The organism is Seohaeicola saemankumensis (assembly GCF_042678485.1).
Taxonomy (GTDB): domain Bacteria; phylum Pseudomonadota; class Alphaproteobacteria; order Rhodobacterales; family Rhodobacteraceae; genus Seohaeicola; species Seohaeicola saemankumensis.
Genome location: NZ_JBHTKR010000006.1, coordinates 39,248 through 57,232, shown reverse-complemented (window position 1 = coordinate 57,232; position 17,985 = coordinate 39,248). Strand labels below are relative to the sequence as shown.

Sequence of the window (17,985 nt, the reverse complement as noted above, 5' to 3'; positions counted from 1 at the left end):
GGATGCTGGAGGGTCACCCTAGCGGCGCACCGCCGGCTTGACCAGATAGCAGTTTTCCACCCTCGCCACATCCTGTAGTGTCACCCTGTTCACGACAGGACAGCCGGGGGGATTTGGTGGCAAGATTCGACAGATACCTGCTGTCGCAAATGATGGTGCTGTTCGGCTTCTTCGCCCTGATCCTGGTGTCGATCTACTGGATCAACCAGGCGGTGCGGCTGTTCGACAGGCTGGTCGGTGACGGCCAGTCGGCCATGGTCTTTGTCGAATTCTCGTTGCTGACGCTGCCGAACGTGATCCGCCTTGTGCTGCCGGTCGCGGCCTTTGCCGGCGCGGTCTATGTCACCAACCGGCTGAGCAACGAAAGCGAACTGGTCGTGATGCAGGCCACGGGGTTCAGCCCCTGGCGGCTGGCCAGGCCGGTTGCGATCTATGGCGGGATCGTCGCGCTGATGATGTCGGTGCTGACCCATGTGCTGGTGCCCGCCTCGCTGGAAGAGATGAAAAAACGCGAGTCCGAACTGTCGCAGAATGTCACGGCAAAGCTGCTGACCGAAGGCACGTTCCTGCACCCATCCGCGGGCATCACCTTCTACATCCGCGAGATCACGCCCGAAGGCGCCCTGCGCGATGTCTACCTGTCCGATCGCAGCCGCCCCGACAGGGCGATGACCTATACCGCAAGCGAGGCTTTTCTGGTCAATGACGACAAGGGCACGCGGCTGGTGATGGTGGACGGGCTGTCGCAGGCCTATTTCCAGCAGTCCACACGGCTGTTCACCACGCATTTTGCGGATTTCACCTATGATATCAGCGGGCTGCTGGCCTCGCCGCGCGGGCATGTGCGCGAGGTGCGCCATGTCGGCAGCTGGGAACTGATGACCGATCCCGATGGCGTGGCCGCGCTGACGGGACAGAGCCTTGGCTTTGTCCTGGACGAGCTGCACGGTCGGTTCAACCAGCCGCTGATGGCGTTGGCGGCGGCGCTGATCGGCTTTTCGTCGCTGCTGGTGGGCGGGTTTTCCCGTTTCGGCGTCTGGAAACAGATCGTGGGCGCGCTGGTGCTGCTGGTCCTGGTCAAGCTGATCGAAGGCCTGGTCACCGATCCGGTACGCAGCAACCCCGCGCTGTGGCCGCTGGTCTATGCGCCTGCCCTGTCCGGGATGCTGATGGCCATGGCGCTGCTGGCCTGGAGCGCGCGCCCCCGGCGGCGGCGTCTGGTCCCGCCTGCCGCACCGGACGAGGTGACGGCATGATCCTGCATCGCTATTTCGCACGGCGTTTCCTGACGACCTTCCTGGGGATCTTGACCGTATTTTTCCTGTTGCTGGCGCTGATCGACCTGGTGGAACAGTTGCGCCGCTTTGCCGCCGACGGGATCGGCTTTGGCCGCATCGCGCAGCTGACCCTTCTGAACATGCCGCGCGCGATCAGCGATATCCTGCCGCTGGTGATGATCCTGTCGACCATCGCGCTGTTTCTGGGCCTTGCGCGCAGCAGCGAGCTGGTGGTGACGCGCGCCTCGGGGCGGTCGGGATTGCGCGCGCTGCTGGCGCCGGTGATCGTGGCGATGCTGATCGGCGCACTGGCGGTGGCGATGCTGAACCCGCTGGTGGCGGCGACCTCAAAGCGCTATTCCACCCTGTTCGAGGAATATCGCTCGGGCGTGACCGATGTCCTGTCAATCTCGCGCGAGGGGCTGTGGCTGCGCCAGGGCGGGGCCGAGGGCCAGACGGTGATCCGCGCGACGCGCGCAAATCAGACCGGCACGGTGTTCTACAACGTGACCTTTCTCAGCTATGCGTCCGGCGACGGGCCGATCAGACGGATCGAGGCGGCAGAGGCCGCGCTGACGCCGGGGGCCTGGCAGGCGCGTGACGTGAAGGTCTGGCCGCTGGGCCTGGATCAAAACCCCGAGGGCATGGCCCAGACCCATGATACGCTGACCATACCGTCGGACCTGACCCAGGAACGCATTCGCGACAGTTTCGGACGGCCCGACGCGATCTCGATCTGGGATCTGCCCGCCTATGTGGCCGAGTTGGAAGAGGCCGGTTTTTCTGCCCGCCGACACCTTGTCTGGTTCCAGATGGAACTGGCCCGCCCGCTGTTTCTGACCGCGATGGTGCTGCTGGGCGCGGCCTTTACCATGCGCCATGCGCGCGCGGGCGGCACCGGCATCGCGGTTCTGTCGGCGGTGATGCTGGGCTTCACGCTGTTCTACATCCGCAACTTCGCGCAGATCATGGGCGAGAACGGGCAGATCCCGATCATGCTGGCGGCCTGGGCGCCACCTGTCGCATCGGTCCTGCTGGCCATGGGCCTTTTGCTGCACATGGAGGATGGCTGATGCGCGCGCGCCGCCTGACACGACCTGCGCTGCGCCTGGCGGCCCTGTTGCTGGCAGGGTCGACCCTCACGCTGCCTGCCCAGTTGCCCCTGCAGGCGCAGACCGCGCAAGGGCTGCAAACGGACCCTGCCACCACGGGCGCGCCCGCGACGCTGGTCGCCGACAGCCTGCGGCTGGAAGGGCGCGACCGGCTGATCGCTGAGGGCAATGTCGAGGCGCTGTCAGGCTCTACCCGGCTCAAGGCGGCGCGGGTGATCTATGACCGCACCACCGACCGGCTGATCCTTGAGGGGCCCGTCACCGTGGTTCAGGATGACAGGATCGTGGTGCTGGCCGATGGCGGCGACCTGGATGCCACGCTCGAGAACGGGTTGCTGCGCGGCGCGCGCATGGTGCTGGATCAGCAGGTGCAACTTGCGGCGAACCGGATCGACCGGGTCGGCGGGCGCTATACGCAGCTATACAAGGCCGCCGCCACCTCGTGCCGGGTCTGTGACGATGGCACGCCGCCGCTGTGGCAGATCAGGGCCAAACGCGTGGTGCATGACCAGCAGGAAAAGCAGCTTTACTTCGAGAACGCGCAATTGCGCGTGCTGGATGTGCCGGTGCTGTGGTTTCCGCGCCTGCGCCTGCCCGATCCCACGCTGGAACGCGCGACGGGCTTTCTGATCCCGGAGCTGCGCCAGACCTCGCTGCTGGGGTTGGGCGTCAAGATGCCCTATTTCGTGACGCTGGGCGATCATCGCGACCTCACGTTCACGCCTTACCTGTCGCCCAAGACCCGCACGCTTGAGCTGCGATACCGTCAGGCATTCCGGCGCGGCGATATCACATTGAACGGCGCTGTATCCGATGACAGCATCGGTCCCGGCGGGCGACGCAGCTACCTGTTCGGCGAGGGGCGCTTTTTCCTGCCGCGCGACTACCAGCTGAGCTTTGACTTCGAGATGACAAGCGATGCGGCCTATCTGCTGGATTACGACTATTCCGAGAAGGACCGGCTGGACAGCGCCATCGCGATCACCCGCACCCGGCGCGATGAATATTCCAACGTCAGCCTGACCAGCTATGAGACGCTGCGCGCCTCGGAAAGCAACAGCACCCTGCCCACGATCATCGGGGATCTGACCTATGAGCGGCGTTTCTTCCCGGCGCGGCTGGGCGGCGAGTTGCGTATGGGGCTTGAGGCAAATTCGCGCTACCGTTCCTCGGACGATCCGGTCGACGGGATCGGGCGCGACGTCAGCCGGGTGACGGCGGACATGTTCTGGCTACGCAACCTGTCACTGCCGCATGGCGTGCAGGCCAGCTTTCGCGGGGGCGTTTCGGTGGACGGGTTCCGCACATTGCAGGACGATACCTTCGACGGTGACCTGACCGAAGTCGTGCCGCAGACCTCGCTGACGCTGCGCTGGCCCCTGGCCCGGCAGGGTGCCTCTGGTGTGCGGCACCTGCTGGAACCGGTGGCGATGCTGGGATGGACCGGCGGCACCCGCCGCGACCTGCCCAATGACGAAAGCACGCGCGTCGAATTCGACGAGGGCAACCTGCTGACCCTGTCGCGCTTTCCGGCGCCGGACCGGCGCGAACGCGGCCTGATGGCCGCCTATGGCTTGCAGTGGTTGCGCCTGTCGCCGCAAGGCTTGCAGACAACGCTGACCCTTGGGCAGGTCTGGCGCGACAGCGTGGACAGCGATTTCAGCCTCAGTTCGGGCCTGTCCAGCCAGACATCCGACCTTCTGGTGGCGGGGCAGATCAAGACCGCGGGCGGGCTGTCACTGGGCGCGCGCACCCTTTTTGACGATGCCGTGTCGCTGTCCAAGGCCGAGGCGCGGCTGATGCTCTTGCGGCCCGACTTCAATCTGTCCGCCTCTTATGTGTGGCTGGGCGCGGATTCCGAGGAGGACCGGCCCGATACGCAATCGGAATGGTCCATCGAAGGCGGCTACAGGCTGTCGCGTCACTGGACGGGTTCGGCCAACCTGCGCTATGACGTGGTGGCCGACAGTGCCGCCGAGGCCGGGGTTGGTCTGCGCTACCGAAACGAATGCGTGGATCTGCGCCTTTCCCTCTCGCGCCGCTTCACCTCATCGGCTATCGTCGAGCCATCGACGGATGTAGGTCTGACCGTCTCCATCCGGGGATTTGGCGTCGGCACCGCCGATGACAGCTATACACGGACTTGCAGGAACGCGCCTTGATGACAAAGACCAAAAGCCCCCTCTCGCTTGCCGCTGTCCGCATCGCGATTGCCGCCCTTCTGGCCCTGTCCGGCTGGATCGGGCTGGCGCCGTCGGCCCAGGCACAGGGGTTGTTCGCCCCGGTCGTCACGGTCAACGACAGCGTTGTGACCCGTTACGAGGTCGAACAGCGCATGGCCCTGTTGCGGATCTTCCGCACGCCCGGCGATCTGGAAAAGGTCGCCCGCGAGCAACTGATCGAGGATCGTCTGAAGGTGGCCGAGGCACGCGCCAACGGGATCGAGGTCACCGAGCAGGGCATCATCGACGGCATGACCGAATTCGCGGCCCGCGCCAATCTGGAGCGCGAGGAATTCATCAGCGCTATCGCCGGAGCGGGTGTCGCCGAACAGAGCTTTCGTGATTTCATCATCTCGGCGCTAAGCTGGCGCGAATTGGTCCGCGCGCGCTTCCTGTCGCGTGTGCGTGTCACCGAGGCGGATATCGACAAGGCATTGGGCGCGATCACCGGCGGCAGCACCGTGCGCGTGCTGCTGTCCGAAATCATCCTGCCTGCCCCGCCCGAACAGGCCGCCGAGGCGCAGGCGCTTGCCGAAGAGATCAGCCAGATCACCTCGGTCGCGGCATTCTCGGCCGAAGCGGCGCGGGTCTCGGCCACGCAGAGCCGCGGCAATGGCGGGCGGCTTGAGTGGATGGCGCTGACCAATCTGCCAGAACCGCTGCGCCCCGTGATCCTGGGCCTGGCGGTCGGCGAGGTCACGCAGCCGATTCCGCTGGAAGGGGCCATCGCCCTGTTCCAGCTGCGCGGGATCCAGGAAACCGGTGTGACCACGCCGGAATTCTCGGCCATCGATTACGCGGCCTATTACCTGCCCGGTGGCCGGACCGAGGCGAACATGGCCCAGGTCGCGCAGATCCGCGCCACCGTCGATACCTGCAACGATCTTTACGGGCTGGCGAAGGGGCAACCCGAGGAGACGTTGCAACGGCTGGCCAGCACGCCCGCCGATCTGCCGCGTGACGTGGCGCTGGAACTGGCCAGGCTGGACCGGGGCGAAATCTCGGCCAACCTGACGCGGCCCTCTGCCGACGGGGGCGAGGCGCTGATGGTGCTGATGCTGTGCGGACGCACTGCCGCCGGGGCCGAGGACGCCTCACGCGAGGAGGTGACCAACCAGCTACGCAACCAGCGGCTTGATGCCTATGCGCGTGGCTACCTGGCGCAGCTTGTATCCGACGCGCGCATCACCCCCCAATGACGGCCCCCATCGCGCTGAGTTGCGGCGAACCTGCGGGCATCGGCCCCGAGATCGCGGCTGCGGCATGGTCAGCCTTGAAAGGCAGCCTGCCCTTCTTCTGGATCGGTGACCCACGCCACCTGCCGCAGGGTACGCCTATAGGCATCATTCGGGACCCGTCCGAAGCGGTTGCAACGAGCCATGACGCCCTGCCCGTCCTGCCGCAGGCTTTTGCGGCGCAGGCGCAGCCGGGACGCCCCGATCCTGCGAATGCCCAGGGCGTCATCGACGCCATTGCGCGTGGGGTTGAACTGGTGCACTCCGGCGCGGCCTCGGCGATCTGCACCGCGCCCATCCACAAGAAGGCGCTCAAGGACGGGGCGGGGTTCGCCTATCCCGGCCATACCGAATATCTGGCGGCGCTGGCCGGTGTCGACCGTGTGGTGATGATGCTGGCCTGCGATGCGCTGCGCGTGGTGCCGGTGACGATCCACATCCCGCTGGCCGAGGTGCCACAGGCCCTGACAGCGTCGCTGCTGACCGACACGATCCTGATCACCCATGCCGCCCTGCGGCGTGATTTCGGATTGGACAACCCGCGCCTGGCCGTGGCGGGGCTGAACCCCCATGCGGGCGAAGGTGGCGCCATGGGTCAGGAAGAGATCGAGATGATCACCCCCGTCCTGGACGCGCTGCGCGCCGAGGGTCTGGATATCGCGGGGCCCATGTCCGCCGATACGATGTTCCACGCGGGCGCGCGCGCCCGCTATGACGCGGCGATCTGCATGTATCACGACCAGGCCCTGATCCCGATCAAGACGCTGGATTTCGCGGGCGGCGTGAATGTCACCCTGGGCCTGCCGTTCATCCGCACCTCGCCCGATCATGGCACGGCCTTCGACATCGCGGGCCGGGGCCTGGCCGATCCTTCGTCGCTGATCGCCGCGCTGAAAATGGCGGATGTCATGGCGCGGGCGCGGGGCGCGCAATGAGTATTTGGGGAACAGTGAAGCCATGAGCGGGATCGACAGCCTTCCGCCGCTGCGCGACGTGATCGAGACATATGGGATTGCCGCGAAAAAGGCGCTGGGGCAGAATTTCCTGCTGGACCTGAACCTGACCGCCAAGATCGCGCGCCAGGCGGGCGATCTGACGGAATGCGACGTGCTGGAAGTGGGTCCAGGCCCCGGCGGGCTGACGCGCGGGTTGCTGGCCGAAGGGGCGCGGCGGGTACTGGCCATCGAAAAGGACCCCCGCTGCATCCCCGCGCTGGATCAGATCGCCGCCGCCTATCCGGGCCGCTTGCAGGTGATCCTGGGCGATGCGCTTGAGGTTGATCCGCTGGCGCATCTGACGCCGCCGATCCGCGTGGCGGCGAACCTGCCCTATAATGTGGGAACGGAATTGCTGATCCGCTGGCTGACACCGCCCGCATGGCCGCCGTTCTGGGACAGCCTGACCCTGATGTTCCAGCGCGAGGTGGCCGAACGGATCGTGGCGCAGCCCGGCGGCAAGGCCTATGGCCGGCTGGCCCTGCTGGCGCAATGGCGCTGCGACGCGCGCATCGTGCTGCACCTGCCGCCCGAAGCCTTCAGCCCACCGCCCAAGGTTTCCAGCGCGGTGGTGCATCTGACCGCCCTGCCCGCGCCGCGCTATCCTGCGGATCCCAAGGTGCTGGAGCAGGTGATCGCCATGGCCTTCAACCAGCGCCGCAAGATGATGCGGGCGGCCTGCAAGGGCCTTGTGCCTGACCTGGAGGATCACCTGATCGCCGCGGGTATCAAGCCGACGGACCGGGCGGAAACCGTGGGGCTGGAGCAGTTCTGTGCGCTGGCCCGATCGGTCAAGGCCGCGCGATAAGCGCAACGGGAGATGGGCAGCAACGAAAGGGGCGCGCCGCTATAGACGGCGCGCCCTTTTTCATTCTGTCCGGCTGGCTGCCTTATTCGGCGGCTTCCGGCGTGCCGGGCGTATCGCCGCCCTCGGCGCGCGGCTCGCGTGGTTTGCGCGGGGCACGGCTGCGGGGTTTCGGCTTGGGCTGATCGTCGCCCTCTGCCTTGGGGCGCGCGTCGCCACGACCACGGCCCGCAGGCTTGGCGGCAGGTTTGGCTGCGGGTTCTTCGGATTTGCTTTCGGGCGTTTCCACAAGGCCACTGTCACGGCCCAGATCCAGCACATCCTGCGCGGTGCCCTCGTCCTGGTCGGATGCGGCATGGCGGCGCGTGTCGCGGCGCTGCTCGAATGGTTGGTCTGCACTGTCCTGATCCCCACGCGCCGGGCGCTCATGGGTCTGGTCACGTTGATCGCGGCCCTGATCGCGGCTTTGGTCGCGTGACTGATCGCGGCCCTGATCGCGGCCCTGGTCACGCGACTGGTCCCGTTGACCCTGCTGCGTCTGCTGCTGATCGCGCTCGGACTGGCGGTCGCGGTTCTCGCGTTCCTGCTGTTCGCGGCGCTGATCGATCTCGCGCTGCGCCTCGGCCAGAAGCCGCAGGTAATGTTCGGCGTGTTGCTGGAAGTTCTCCATCGCGACGCGGTCATTGCCAAGCTGTGCATCGCGCGCCAGCTGGTTGTATTTGTCAATGATCTGTTGCGGCGTGCCGCGGACCTTGCCCTCGGGACCCGAGCTGTCGAAAACCCGGTTGATGATGTTCCCGACACTGCGGTTGGGGGCATTATTGCGGCCCGACTTGCGCGACCTGGATTTGGATGATCTCATATGTAGCAGTCCAGCCTTCGTCTTCTGGCTTCGTGCGACCCGTTTCACGCCTCATGCGTTCTGTCTTGAAAAACCGGGTCCACGCTATTTTTGGCTTGGCGTCGAGCGGGACAGCATGGGTGGCGTCCTGCATCTCGACTGGGATTGAGTAAACATGACCACGCGCGCAAGACAAGAGGAAAGCGGCACCACATGGCGAATTATCGCTATTTTCGTGTCATTTCAGCCAGATCAGCGGGAATAAGGGCGCAAAGCACCCGGTCACGCCCTTCAAGATCGCGGATCAGACGCAGATCACGCCAGCCTTGGGCCGCAAAGATCGCAAGCACATCGGCGCCCTGAGTCCAGCCGATTTCGACCATCACGCGCCCCTCGGGCGTCAGATGCGCCGCCGCTTGCGCTGCAATGATGCGATAGGGCGAAAGCCCGTCACCACCGGGACTGAGGGCCAGGGCGGGATCATGCAGCACCACCTCAGGCGCGAGGCCCGGCATTTCATCGGCCGCGATATAGGGCGGGTTGCTGAGGATCAGATCGAAGCGGCCGGTCACATCGGCAAACCAGTCCGACAGGCGTAGCTCCACACGGTCCGCGACGTCCAGCGCCCGCGCGTTCTGCGCGGCCACGGCCAGTGCCGCGGGGCTGATATCGGTGGCGACGGCGCGCGCGCGTGGCCATTCGGCCAGCAGCGTCAGCGCGATGGCACCGCTGCCGGTTCCCAGATCCAGCAGCCTGTCCGGGACGGGTCCCGCAAGCGCCGCGGCAATCAGCGTTTCGGTATCGGCGCGCGGATCCAGCACATCCGGAGTCACGCCGAATATCCGACCCCAGAACAGGCGTTGCCCGATGATGCGCGACACAGGCTCGCGCGCCAGACGACGGGCCAGCGCCGCTTCGAATGCCACCCTTGCATCGTCCGGCATCGGATCAGGCCCGATCAGGATCAGACGGTCGCGCCCGACCCCCAGCGCATGGGCCAGAAGATGGCGCGCATCGGCGGAAGCTTCTTGGATCCCCGCCGAATCAAGCCGCCTGACGGCATCGCGCAGCGTCTCGGCGATGCTGCGGGTCATCCGTTCATCTCGGCCAGCAGCCCGGCCTGATGTTCGGCGATCAGCGCGTCGATCACCTCGTCCAGATCGCCCTGCATGATCTGGTCCAGCCGGTACAGCGTCAGGTTGATACGGTGGTCGGTCATCCGTCCCTGCGGGAAATTATAGGTCCGGATGCGTTCGCTGCGATCCCCGCTGCCGACCTGGCTTTTGCGGTCGGCGGCGCGGGCGCTGTCGGCTTTCTGGCGTTCCAGGTCGAACAGCCGCGCGCGCAGCACGCCCATCGCGATCTCGCGGTTGCGGTGCTGGGACTTTTCCGAACTGGTGACAACGATTCCGCTGGGAATATGGGTGATCCGCACGGCGGAATCGGTGGTGTTCACATGCTGCCCCCCCGCCCCGGACGACCGCATCGTGTCGATGCGTATGTCGTTGGGGTCGATGGTCACATCGACCTCTTCGGCCTCGGGCAGCACCGCGACGGTCGCGGCAGAGGTATGGATCCGCCCGCCGCTTTCGGTCGTGGGCACGCGCTGCACCCGGTGCACGCCGCTTTCGAACTTCAGCCGGGCAAAGACGCCCTCGCCCGCGATCCGGGCCACAACCTCGCGGATGCCGCCAAGCTCGGTCTCCTGCAGTTCGATGATCTGGAAGGACCAGCCGCGCGCCTCTGCATAGCGTTGATACATCCGCAAGAGGTCGGCGGCGAACAGTGCGGCCTCGTCGCCCCCCGTGCCGGGGCGGATCTCGATCATCGCGGGGCGGGCATCCGCGGCATCGCGCGGCAGCAGCGCCAGTTGCAGCGCGCGCTCGATCTCGGGCAGGCGCGCGCGCAGCTGCGGCAGTTCTTCCTCGGCCAGCTTACGCAATTCGGGATCGGACAGCATCGCCTCGGCCTCGGCCAGGTCGTCGCGCAGGCGACGCCACAGGTCGATCTGGGCCACCACCGGGCGCAATTCGGCATATTCGCGCCCCAAAGCCGCGATGTCGCCGCCACCCTGGGCCATCTTCGCCTCGAGGAACTGGAAGCGCTGGGTGATCTGGTCAAGTTTATCCGCTGAAATCATCCCGCTTCTCTTGCCGAAACCGGCACTCCGGTCAAGGTCCGGTCAGGATCGCCCCGAAGCAAGTGCGGCAATCCAGCCTTCGACCCGCGCGCGGTTCACCCCAAGGTCGGACCCGCCGAACCGCAATCGGCCATGGATCACGATCATACCGGCGCGCGCCTCGACCGTGGTGTAATCGGGAAAGCCCCACAGGCGCGAGCGGGTGATATAGGTCACCAACCCTTCTTCGGGCGTGCCAGCCAACACGGCAGTGCGCGGCGTGTCACGGATGATCCTGTCCAGCCGCGACATGTCGCCCGGCCCTGCCGGAATGCTGCGGATCACCGCGCCCGGGAAATCACGGTTTCCGGCATCGCCGACCGCAACATGCCAGCGCGCAGGGTCCGAGGGGGCCAGCCGCACCCAAAGCCCGAAGGACAGAACCGCCAGCAGAACAAGCAACACCAGTTTCATCGTCTCGACCTTGATCTTTCATTACCGCATGGACGCGGGCTTAACGCCGGGTCCAGCCCCAGAGCGCGATCAGTTCCATCGCCACATGAGCGCCAGCCACGGCGGTGGCGCCCGTTGTGTCATAGGGGGGTGATACCTCGACCACATCGCCGCCCACAAGATTGATCCCGGCCAGATCGCGCAGGATCGCCGCTGCCTGCCAACTGTGCAGCCCGCCCCAGACGGGCGTTCCGGTGCCGGGCGCAAAGGCAGGATCCAGCGCGTCGATGTCAAAGGTCAGGTAGACCGGATTGTCGCCCACCACCTCGCGCACGCGTTGCACCACGGCTGCGGGGCCTTTTTCGTGCACATGGCGGGCGTCGATATAGGCCATCCCCAGATAGTCATCGCATTCGGTGCGAATGCCGATCTGGATCGAGCGGCTTGCATCCACCACGCCCGATTTCACGGCCTTGTACATGAAGGTGCCATGGTCGATGCGGGACATGTCATCATCGGCCCAGAGGTCGGAATGGGCATCGAACTGGATCACCGACATCGGCCCGTATTTCTCGGCATAGGCCTGCAGGATCGGCAGTGTACAATAGTGATCGCCCCCCAGCATCACGGTGCCCGGCCCCGCCGCAAGGATGGTCCGGAAATGATTGCGGACCGCGTCCGGAAAGTCGCTGACACGCGCATAGTCAAAGGCCAGATCGCCGTAATCCACGATGTTGAACTGCCCCAGCGGATCATAGCCCCAGCCATAGGGCGGATCATAGGGTTGCAGACAGCTCGCCTCGCGGATGGCGCGGGGGCCGAAGCGGGTGCCGGGGCGATGGGTCACGGATTGATCGAAGGGCACGCCGGTGATCGCCAGATCGACACCGGACAGATCCTTGCTGTAGCGCCGGCGCAGGAAAGACGTGGCCCCGCCAAAGGCGTTCTCATAACTCAGGCCGCGCAGCTCTTTCCGCGTAAAGGCTTGATCTACTTGTGTTTTGGCATCTTCCAGCGCCATATTCAAACTCCGTCCTATGCATCAGGCGTGACCGCCGGGGCGGTCGCGCGGATCAGGTCTTCAGCGGGGCGGCCCGTTCGACCAGCCGGGCGAAGAACGACGCTCCGATCGGGGCCACCGCATCGTTGAAATCATAGCCCGCCTGATGCAGCCCCGCGCTCTCGCCCTGGCCCAGGAACAGATAGGCACCGGGGCGCGCCTCCAGCATATAGGCGAAATCCTCGGCGCCCATCTCGCGGCCGGCCTCGGGGGTGACCAGCGCCGCGCCCACCACTTCGGCCGCAACCTCTGCGGCAAAGGCGGCGCGGGCCGGATCGTTGACCGTGGCGGGATACCAGACCTCGTAATCCAGCTCGGCCTCGACGCCGTAGCTGGCCGCCTGACCGCTGACGATCGCCTTCATGCGGTCCATCACCATGGCCTGCACGGCCTTGTCGAAGGTACGCACCGTGCCACCGACATAGGCCGTTTCAGGCACGATATTCTCGGCGCTGCCGGTGTGGATCTGGGTGACCGAGATCACCAGATCATCCAGCGCATAATGGTTGCGACTGCTAATCGTCTGGATCGCCTGCACGATTCCCACGGCAGCGACCACCGGGTCGCGCGTGGCGTGGGGCATGGCACCATGGCCGCCCAAGCCCTTGATATTGATGTGAAACGTATCCACCGCCGCCATGATCGGGCCGGGGGTTGTGTAGAATGCGCCCTCTGGAAAGCCGGGGGCGTTATGGATCGCATAGACCTCGTCGATACCGAAGCGGTCCATCACGCCTTCCTGCACCATCACGCCGCCACCGCCGCCCTGTTCCTCGGCGGGCTGAAAGATCAGCGCGACCGAACCTGCGAAATTCCGCGTTTCGGCCAGATAGCGCGCGGCCCCCAGCAGCATGGTCGTATGCCCGTCATGACCGCAGGCATGCATCACGCCCGGCACGGTCGATGCATATGCGGCGCCGGTTTCCTCGGCGATGGGCAAGGCGTCCATATCGGCGCGCAGACCGATCACGGGGCCCGGCCCCTGACCTTCGATGATCGCGACAACACCGGTTTTCGCAATGCCTTCGTGAATATCGGTTATTCCGAACTCTTTCAGCCTTTCAACGACATAGGCTGCGGTCTTCACGCAATCAAAGCCAAGTTCCGGATGCTGGTGCAGATAGCGCCGCCAGCCGGTCATATCCTCTGAATATCCGGCAATGCGGTTGATCACGGCCATCTCTGGACTCCTTTGGCGGTTGCGGTCACGGTTGCACCAAACCTGAAATCCGGAGCCGCCGCAATGACCGATGACAGCCTGATCCATGACCCAGATGGCGGCCTGCCCCGTCTTTTACGGATCATGCAGCGCCTGCGCGATCCCGAAACCGGCTGCCCCTGGGATATCGAACAGGATTTCGCGACCATCGCCCCCTACACGATCGAGGAAGCCTATGAGGTGGCCGATGCGATCGAACGGCAGGACTGGCCCGAGCTTGAAGGCGAGTTGGGCGATCTGCTGTTGCAGGTGGTCTATCACAGCCAGATGGCCAATGAGGCCGGGTTGTTCAGCTTTGACAGCGTGACGCGGCGCGTCTCTGACAAGATGGTGGCCCGGCATCCGCATGTCTTTGGTGATGAGAGCCGCGACAAATCCGCAGAACAGCAAACGCTGGACTGGGAACGGATCAAGGCGGCCGAACGCGCGGCATCCGCGCAGGGCGGCGTTCTGGACGGTGTCGCCGTGGGGCTTCCTGCCCTGTTGCGGGCGGTCAAGTTGCAGAAACGCGCGGCGCGCGTGGGATTCGACTGGCCCGATGTCACCCAGGTTCTGGACAAGATCGTCGAGGAGGCCGCCGAACTGACCGAGGCCCGCGATACCCTGTCGCAGGCCGAAATCGAGGAGGAGTTCGGCGATCTTCTGTTCGTCATGGCCAATCTGGCCCGGCATCTTGATATCGATCCCGAAGCGGCCTTGCGCGGGGCAAACGCGAAATTCGTGCGGCGTTTTCATTATATTGAACAAGAGCTTGCGGCGCGTGGATCATCACCGGCGCAATCCGATCTGGCCGAAATGGACGCGCTGTGGAACGCGGCCAAGAGACGTGACAAGGCCGCCAAGGCTGACGGTTAGGCCGGCAGGTTTGAGGTTGGCAGATTTTTTCCCGACTGTTTTATTCGGGTATTGACCTGACTAAAAAACTCAAGTTTACAGACGGCATCGAAACCATGCCCGAACGAGGATGCGATGACCCGACACCTGACCACCGCCCTGCTGAGCGCGACCGCCATCTCGCTGGCCCTGCCCGTCTTTGCCCAGGAGGTGAATGTCTATTCCTACCGCCAGCCAGAGCTGATCAAGCCGCTGACCGATGCCTTCACCGCCGAAACCGGCATTGCCGTGAACGTGGCCTTTCTGGACAAGGGCATGGTCGAGCGTCTGACCGCCGAGGGCGACCGCTCGCCTGCCGATCTGGTGCTGACGGTCGACATCTCGCGCCTGGCCGAAGTGGTCGAAGCGGGCCTGACCCAACCCGTCGAAAGCGATACGCTGCGGGCCAATGTGCCTGACATCTATCACGACCCCGAGGGGCATTGGTGGGGTCTGACCACCCGCGCGCGGATCATCTATGCCTCGAAGGACCGTGTGGCCGAAGGTGAAGTGACCACCTATGAGGATCTGACCGATCCCAAGTGGAAGGGGCGCATCTGCACCCGCTCGGGCACGAATTCCTACACGCTGGGCCTGACTTCGGCGGTGATCCACCACCACGGCGAAGAGGCCGCGAAGACATGGCTTGAGGGGCTCAAGGCCAATCTGGCGCGCAAGCCCGAAGGCAATGACCGCGCGCAGGTTCGCGCGATCTGGGCCGGGGAATGCGACATCAGCCTGGGCAATACCTATTACATGGCGCAGATGCTGGCCGATCCGGAACAGCAGGAATGGGCCAATTCCGTGAACATCGTCTTCCCGACCTTCGAGAATGGCGGCACCCATGTGAACATCTCGGGCGTGGCCATGACCAAGGCGGCGCCGAACCGCGAGAATGCGCTGAAGATGATGGAATTCCTGACCTCGCCCGCGGCGCAGCAGATCTATGCCGAGGCGAATGCCGAATACCCGATCGCACCGGGCATCGAACCCGATGACCTTGTGAAAAGCTGGGGGGATTTCACCGCCGATGACGTGAACCTGATGGATCTGGCCAAGCTGCGCGGCGCGGCGCTGCGCCTGACCGAAACGGTTGATTTCGACGGCTGATCAGAAGACAGGCTTGACGCTTTTCAGAGGGGCGGTCCGCAGGCCGCCCCTTTTCCCTTTCCCGCCCCAAAAGACGCGCAGGCGGTACGCGGAAAGGATCACAGGATCTCGACGGCGACCTGCATTTCCGAAAAGGCGATATATTTGTATTTCAGCCCTTTGTCGGCGCAGACTTCCTGCCATGCGCGATATTCGCCGAAACGCCAGTTGGGATAGCCATAGTATTCGTCAAACACCACGACGCTGCCCGTGACCAGCAATGGCGCCACGTTCTGCAAGACGTAAAGGCTGCTTTCATAGGTGTCGCAATCGATGTGGCAAAGGCGGATATTGGCGGGCTTTCCCTTGAGGAAGGCGGGCAAGGTCTTGTCGAACCAGCCCTTGTGCAGGGTCACGTTCTCTTTCACCTGCGGCAGCTTGCCATCCAGGTTGAAGGTCCCCTTGGGCAGATGATACCCGGTCCAGTCTTCGGCCAGGCCTTCGAAACTGTCAAAGCCGTGCAGGGTCTGATCCTTGAAGACTTCGGCGAAATGATTGATCGACCGCCCCTTGAAGACACCGAACTCAAGGATCGAGCCGCCCTCCACCTTCGCGGTGGATGCGGCGTAGTTCCACAGCTCCACATCCTTTGCAAAGATCATCGAAGTGCCAAGATGCTGCTCTGCGTAAGTGGCGGATTCAGCGACCGAACGCTCTTTCAGCAGCTTGTAGACGCTGAGCCTGTAAGGCGACAGGACCCGCTTGAGGTTGTTGATCAATCGACGACTATCCATGGTTCTTATTCCTTTACCCGCAGCACCTATTACACTTTGAACGCCATGCCGCCTCGCGCAGCACTATGCGTTTATTACCCGTGGTCAATCAAGATATGTCCACCGGCAAGTCCGCGGCATCGCCGGAGTGCCGTTTGCGCGGCCCCTTTGCAACACCTGTGCCCGAGGCCCCCGTCAATCCGGTCCGGGCCGCCCCGTCCGGGGGGTTTTTTGTTGCCACTCAAAAGGGTTTTGCCGCATAGTCATGAAAAAAAGAAGATATCGGGCAGTATGGTTCACAAGACAGAACATGGCGGCACATCACATGGCATCGCAGCTTGCGCGAGCCTGGGCTTTGGCTTGTGGGTTGGCTGACGGGCGGTCTGCGGGTGCATCAAGGTGCTGCCAGGATGTCTTCACCAAGCGGTGTCAAACCGGGCGTCCGTGCCCGGGGTAGCGGTGTAAGGAGTAAAGGTGCTGGAACAGGTGATGAACAAGACAGACGCGCAGCCAAACACGCCGTTTGATACCCGTGTCGCGGAAATCCGCGAGATCGCGCTGGCGCAGCTGGTTCTTCCGCAGGACGATTTTGTCGCCGCCGGATACCACACGGAGCTGGAAGGCATGGTCGCCGTTCTGGGCGATGCCTTTTCGACCGATTACCTGGAAGCCTTCATTCTGCTGATCATCGGCACGGGCAAGCGCCCGCGGCGCGCGCAAAAGTCGCTCTATCGGCTTTACAGAAAACGGGTGGCCGCCGGGCAGATGGCCGAATTCCACAGATTCACGGATATTCTGAAAGACGCGAGTGAACGCGGCATCTCTCTTGCCGGGATCTATTTCCCGCAGAGTTTTCAAACGCAGGATCACGCGAAGATATGGGCCGATGTCGGCGCCGTGCTGGAAAAGGTCAAGACGGTCGTCGGGCCGGTCTTTCTGAATTCCGGCACGCTTCTGGGGGTGGTGCGCGACAAGAGCCTGATCGCGCATGACGACGACGTGGATCTGGCCGTGCTGCTGGATGCAGACAGCCATGACAGCGCCGCGCGCGCCTGGCAGGAAATCCATCACCAATTGAAGAACGCGGGCCTTCTGGCGCGCGATCAATTGCCCAATCCGGGCGTTTACAAGCTGCAATCCGAAGGCGTCTACAACATCGACCTGTTTCCGGCCTGGATCGGTGATGGCCGGCTGCACGTCTACCCGCATACCTGCGGGGACCTGCCCGGCGATGCGCTGATGCCGCTGGCGCCTTGCCCGGTCACTGGCCTACCCATTCCGGCGCGGGCGGAAGATCTGCTGATGGTGAACTACGGCGCGGGCTGGCGCGAACCCGATCCGGGATATTCCTTTCGCTGGAACCGCGCCAACCGGCGGTTTCGCAAATTCATGGACGCGCTCGGCGGTAACCGAAAAGGTGGTGAGAATGAGTAACGAGGCATCAACGACGGGCGGGCGCACGATCCTGACCTATGGCACATTCGATCTGTTCCATGTGGGCCATGTGCGCCTGCTCAAGCGGCTGGCCGATCTGGGCGACAAGCTGATCGTCGCCTGCTCTACCGACGAGTTCAACACCCTCAAGGGCAAGCGCACCGCGATCCCCTATGCCCACCGGGTCGAGGTGCTGGAGGCCTGCCAGTATGTCGACATGGTCATCCCGGAAACCTGCTGGGAACAGAAGCCCAAGGATATCGCCACCTACAATGTCGATCTGTTCGCCATGGGCGACGACTGGGAGGGCAAGTTCGACGAGCTGCGGCAATATTGCGATGTCCTGTATCTGCCGCGCACCGAGAATATCTCGACCACGAAGCTCAAGGAACTGATCCAGACCATGCATCTGATCCTGCCGGATGCCGATCAGAAGAAGATCGGCTGAAACCTGCAAAAAGACGGTGACGGACCGGCG

At 64.2% G+C, this 17,985-nt stretch carries 17 protein-coding genes; 10 read left to right on the top strand and 7 right to left on the bottom strand.

Annotated features, from left to right (window positions below):
• Positions 1 to 116: 116 nt before the first annotated feature.
• Genes lptF through rsmA form a run of 6 tightly spaced genes read left to right on the top strand, consistent with a single transcriptional unit; the run spans position 117 to position 7,649 of the window.
• Positions 117 to 1,256 (top strand): LPS export ABC transporter permease LptF, encoded by a 1,140-nt coding sequence (gene lptF, locus ACFQ3C_RS15030; RefSeq protein ID WP_380793478.1) that lies wholly within the window; start codon positions 117 to 119, stop codon positions 1,254 to 1,256.
• Entirely contained in the window at positions 1,253 to 2,350 is a 1,098-nt protein-coding gene (gene lptG / locus ACFQ3C_RS15025) for an LPS export ABC transporter permease LptG (protein WP_380793476.1), read from the top strand. The genes lptF and lptG overlap by 4 nt, the downstream gene beginning before the upstream one ends.
• The gene (locus ACFQ3C_RS15020; protein ID WP_380793474.1) at positions 2,350 to 4,551 is read left to right on the top strand and encodes an LPS-assembly protein LptD; all 2,202 of its coding nucleotides are present in this window, start codon (positions 2,350 to 2,352) and stop codon (positions 4,549 to 4,551) included. Before lptG ends, ACFQ3C_RS15020 begins: the two co-directional genes overlap by 1 nt.
• Complete coding sequence (locus ACFQ3C_RS15015; RefSeq protein ID WP_380793472.1) at positions 4,551 to 5,810, top strand: peptidylprolyl isomerase; 1,260 nt, start codon at positions 4,551 to 4,553, stop codon at positions 5,808 to 5,810. The genes ACFQ3C_RS15020 and ACFQ3C_RS15015 overlap by 1 nt, the downstream gene beginning before the upstream one ends.
• Positions 5,807 to 6,781: a 4-hydroxythreonine-4-phosphate dehydrogenase PdxA gene (gene pdxA, locus ACFQ3C_RS15010; RefSeq protein ID WP_380793470.1), complete on the top strand. Its 975-nt coding sequence runs from the start codon at positions 5,807 to 5,809 to the stop codon at positions 6,779 to 6,781. The genes ACFQ3C_RS15015 and pdxA overlap by 4 nt, the downstream gene beginning before the upstream one ends.
• Positions 6,782 to 6,803: 22 nt before the next feature.
• Positions 6,804 to 7,649, top strand: coding sequence for a 16S rRNA (adenine(1518)-N(6)/adenine(1519)-N(6))-dimethyltransferase RsmA (gene rsmA / locus ACFQ3C_RS15005; RefSeq protein WP_380793468.1), 846 nt, complete (start codon positions 6,804 to 6,806; stop codon positions 7,647 to 7,649).
• Positions 7,650 to 7,731: 82 nt separating this feature from the next.
• Here rsmA and ACFQ3C_RS15000 read toward each other — a convergent pair whose 3' ends face one another.
• The 6 genes from ACFQ3C_RS15000 to ACFQ3C_RS14975 form a co-directional block, all read right to left on the bottom strand.
• Positions 7,732 to 8,508: a DUF4167 domain-containing protein gene (locus tag ACFQ3C_RS15000; protein ID WP_380793466.1), complete on the bottom strand. Its 777-nt coding sequence runs from the start codon at positions 8,506 to 8,508 to the stop codon at positions 7,732 to 7,734.
• 206 nt (positions 8,509 to 8,714) lie between these two features.
• A complete protein-coding gene (gene prmC / locus ACFQ3C_RS14995; RefSeq protein WP_380793464.1) occupies positions 8,715 to 9,581 on the bottom strand; it encodes a peptide chain release factor N(5)-glutamine methyltransferase in 867 nt (288 codons plus the stop codon).
• The gene (gene prfA, locus ACFQ3C_RS14990) at positions 9,578 to 10,627 is read right to left on the bottom strand and encodes a peptide chain release factor 1 (RefSeq protein WP_380793462.1); all 1,050 of its coding nucleotides are present in this window, start codon (positions 10,625 to 10,627) and stop codon (positions 9,578 to 9,580) included. Before prfA ends, prmC begins: the two co-directional genes overlap by 4 nt.
• Positions 10,628 to 10,669: 42 nt before the next feature.
• Positions 10,670 to 11,080 (bottom strand): DUF1499 domain-containing protein, encoded by a 411-nt coding sequence (locus ACFQ3C_RS14985; protein WP_380793460.1) that lies wholly within the window; start codon positions 11,078 to 11,080, stop codon positions 10,670 to 10,672.
• Positions 11,081 to 11,120: 40 nt separating this feature from the next.
• A complete protein-coding gene (gene speB / locus ACFQ3C_RS14980; protein ID WP_380793458.1) occupies positions 11,121 to 12,080 on the bottom strand; it encodes an agmatinase in 960 nt (319 codons plus the stop codon).
• 52 nt (positions 12,081 to 12,132) lie between these two features.
• Entirely contained in the window at positions 12,133 to 13,299 is a 1,167-nt protein-coding gene (locus tag ACFQ3C_RS14975; protein ID WP_380793456.1) for a M20 aminoacylase family protein, read from the bottom strand.
• Between the two features lie 63 nt (positions 13,300 to 13,362).
• On the opposite strand from ACFQ3C_RS14975, the gene mazG reads away from it, so the two are divergent.
• Both mazG and ACFQ3C_RS14965 read left to right on the top strand, forming a co-directional pair.
• On the top strand, positions 13,363 to 14,193 hold the full coding sequence (gene mazG, locus ACFQ3C_RS14970) for a nucleoside triphosphate pyrophosphohydrolase (protein WP_380793454.1): 831 nt from the start codon (positions 13,363 to 13,365) through the stop codon (positions 14,191 to 14,193).
• A gap of 114 nt (positions 14,194 to 14,307) precedes the next feature.
• The gene (locus ACFQ3C_RS14965) at positions 14,308 to 15,321 is read left to right on the top strand and encodes a Fe(3+) ABC transporter substrate-binding protein (protein WP_380793452.1); all 1,014 of its coding nucleotides are present in this window, start codon (positions 14,308 to 14,310) and stop codon (positions 15,319 to 15,321) included.
• A 98-nt stretch (positions 15,322 to 15,419) separates the two neighbouring features.
• Here the strand turns inward: ACFQ3C_RS14965 and ACFQ3C_RS14960 are convergent, their stop codons facing one another.
• A complete protein-coding gene (locus ACFQ3C_RS14960) occupies positions 15,420 to 16,094 on the bottom strand; it encodes a class I SAM-dependent methyltransferase (protein ID WP_380793450.1) in 675 nt (224 codons plus the stop codon).
• Between the two features lie 468 nt (positions 16,095 to 16,562).
• Between ACFQ3C_RS14960 and ACFQ3C_RS14955 the strand changes: the two genes are divergently transcribed.
• The gene (locus tag ACFQ3C_RS14955) at positions 16,563 to 17,507 is read left to right on the top strand and encodes a LicD family protein (protein ID WP_380793448.1); all 945 of its coding nucleotides are present in this window, start codon (positions 16,563 to 16,565) and stop codon (positions 17,505 to 17,507) included.
• Positions 17,500 to 17,955 carry a glycerol-3-phosphate cytidylyltransferase gene (tagD, locus tag ACFQ3C_RS14950; RefSeq protein WP_380793446.1) on the top strand — a complete coding sequence of 152 codons (456 nt, stop codon included), beginning with the start codon at positions 17,500 to 17,502 and terminating at the stop codon, positions 17,953 to 17,955. Before ACFQ3C_RS14955 ends, tagD begins: the two co-directional genes overlap by 8 nt.
• Positions 17,956 to 17,985: the final 30 nt, after the last annotated feature.

Excerpts from the sequence above, each read along its gene's own strand:
- ACFQ3C_RS14960 (WP_380793450.1), bottom strand. The coding sequence starts at position 16,094 with ATGGATAGTCGTCGATTGATCAACAACCTCAAGCGGGTCCTGTCGCCT.
- ACFQ3C_RS15015 (WP_380793472.1), top strand. The coding sequence starts at position 4,551 with ATGACAAAGACCAAAAGCCCCCTCTCGCTTGCCGCTGTCCGCATCGCG.
- mazG (WP_380793454.1), top strand. The coding sequence starts at position 13,363 with ATGACCGATGACAGCCTGATCCATGACCCAGATGGCGGCCTGCCCCGT.
- ACFQ3C_RS14985 (WP_380793460.1), bottom strand. The coding sequence starts at position 11,080 with ATGAAACTGGTGTTGCTTGTTCTGCTGGCGGTTCTGTCCTTCGGGCTT.
- rsmA (WP_380793468.1), top strand. The coding sequence starts at position 6,804 with ATGAGCGGGATCGACAGCCTTCCGCCGCTGCGCGACGTGATCGAGACA.
- ACFQ3C_RS15020 (WP_380793474.1), top strand. The coding sequence starts at position 2,350 with ATGCGCGCGCGCCGCCTGACACGACCTGCGCTGCGCCTGGCGGCCCTG.
- ACFQ3C_RS15000 (WP_380793466.1), bottom strand. The coding sequence starts at position 8,508 with ATGAGATCATCCAAATCCAGGTCGCGCAAGTCGGGCCGCAATAATGCC.
- ACFQ3C_RS14965 (WP_380793452.1), top strand. The coding sequence starts at position 14,308 with ATGACCCGACACCTGACCACCGCCCTGCTGAGCGCGACCGCCATCTCG.
- prfA (WP_380793462.1), bottom strand. The coding sequence starts at position 10,627 with ATGATTTCAGCGGATAAACTTGACCAGATCACCCAGCGCTTCCAGTTC.
- tagD (WP_380793446.1), top strand. The coding sequence starts at position 17,500 with ATGAGTAACGAGGCATCAACGACGGGCGGGCGCACGATCCTGACCTAT.
- lptG (WP_380793476.1), top strand. The coding sequence starts at position 1,253 with ATGATCCTGCATCGCTATTTCGCACGGCGTTTCCTGACGACCTTCCTG.
- pdxA (WP_380793470.1), top strand. The coding sequence starts at position 5,807 with ATGACGGCCCCCATCGCGCTGAGTTGCGGCGAACCTGCGGGCATCGGC.
- speB (WP_380793458.1), bottom strand. The coding sequence starts at position 12,080 with ATGGCGCTGGAAGATGCCAAAACACAAGTAGATCAAGCCTTTACGCGG.
- ACFQ3C_RS14975 (WP_380793456.1), bottom strand. The coding sequence starts at position 13,299 with ATGGCCGTGATCAACCGCATTGCCGGATATTCAGAGGATATGACCGGC.
- ACFQ3C_RS14955 (WP_380793448.1), top strand. The coding sequence starts at position 16,563 with ATGAACAAGACAGACGCGCAGCCAAACACGCCGTTTGATACCCGTGTC.
- prmC (WP_380793464.1), bottom strand. The coding sequence starts at position 9,581 with ATGACCCGCAGCATCGCCGAGACGCTGCGCGATGCCGTCAGGCGGCTT.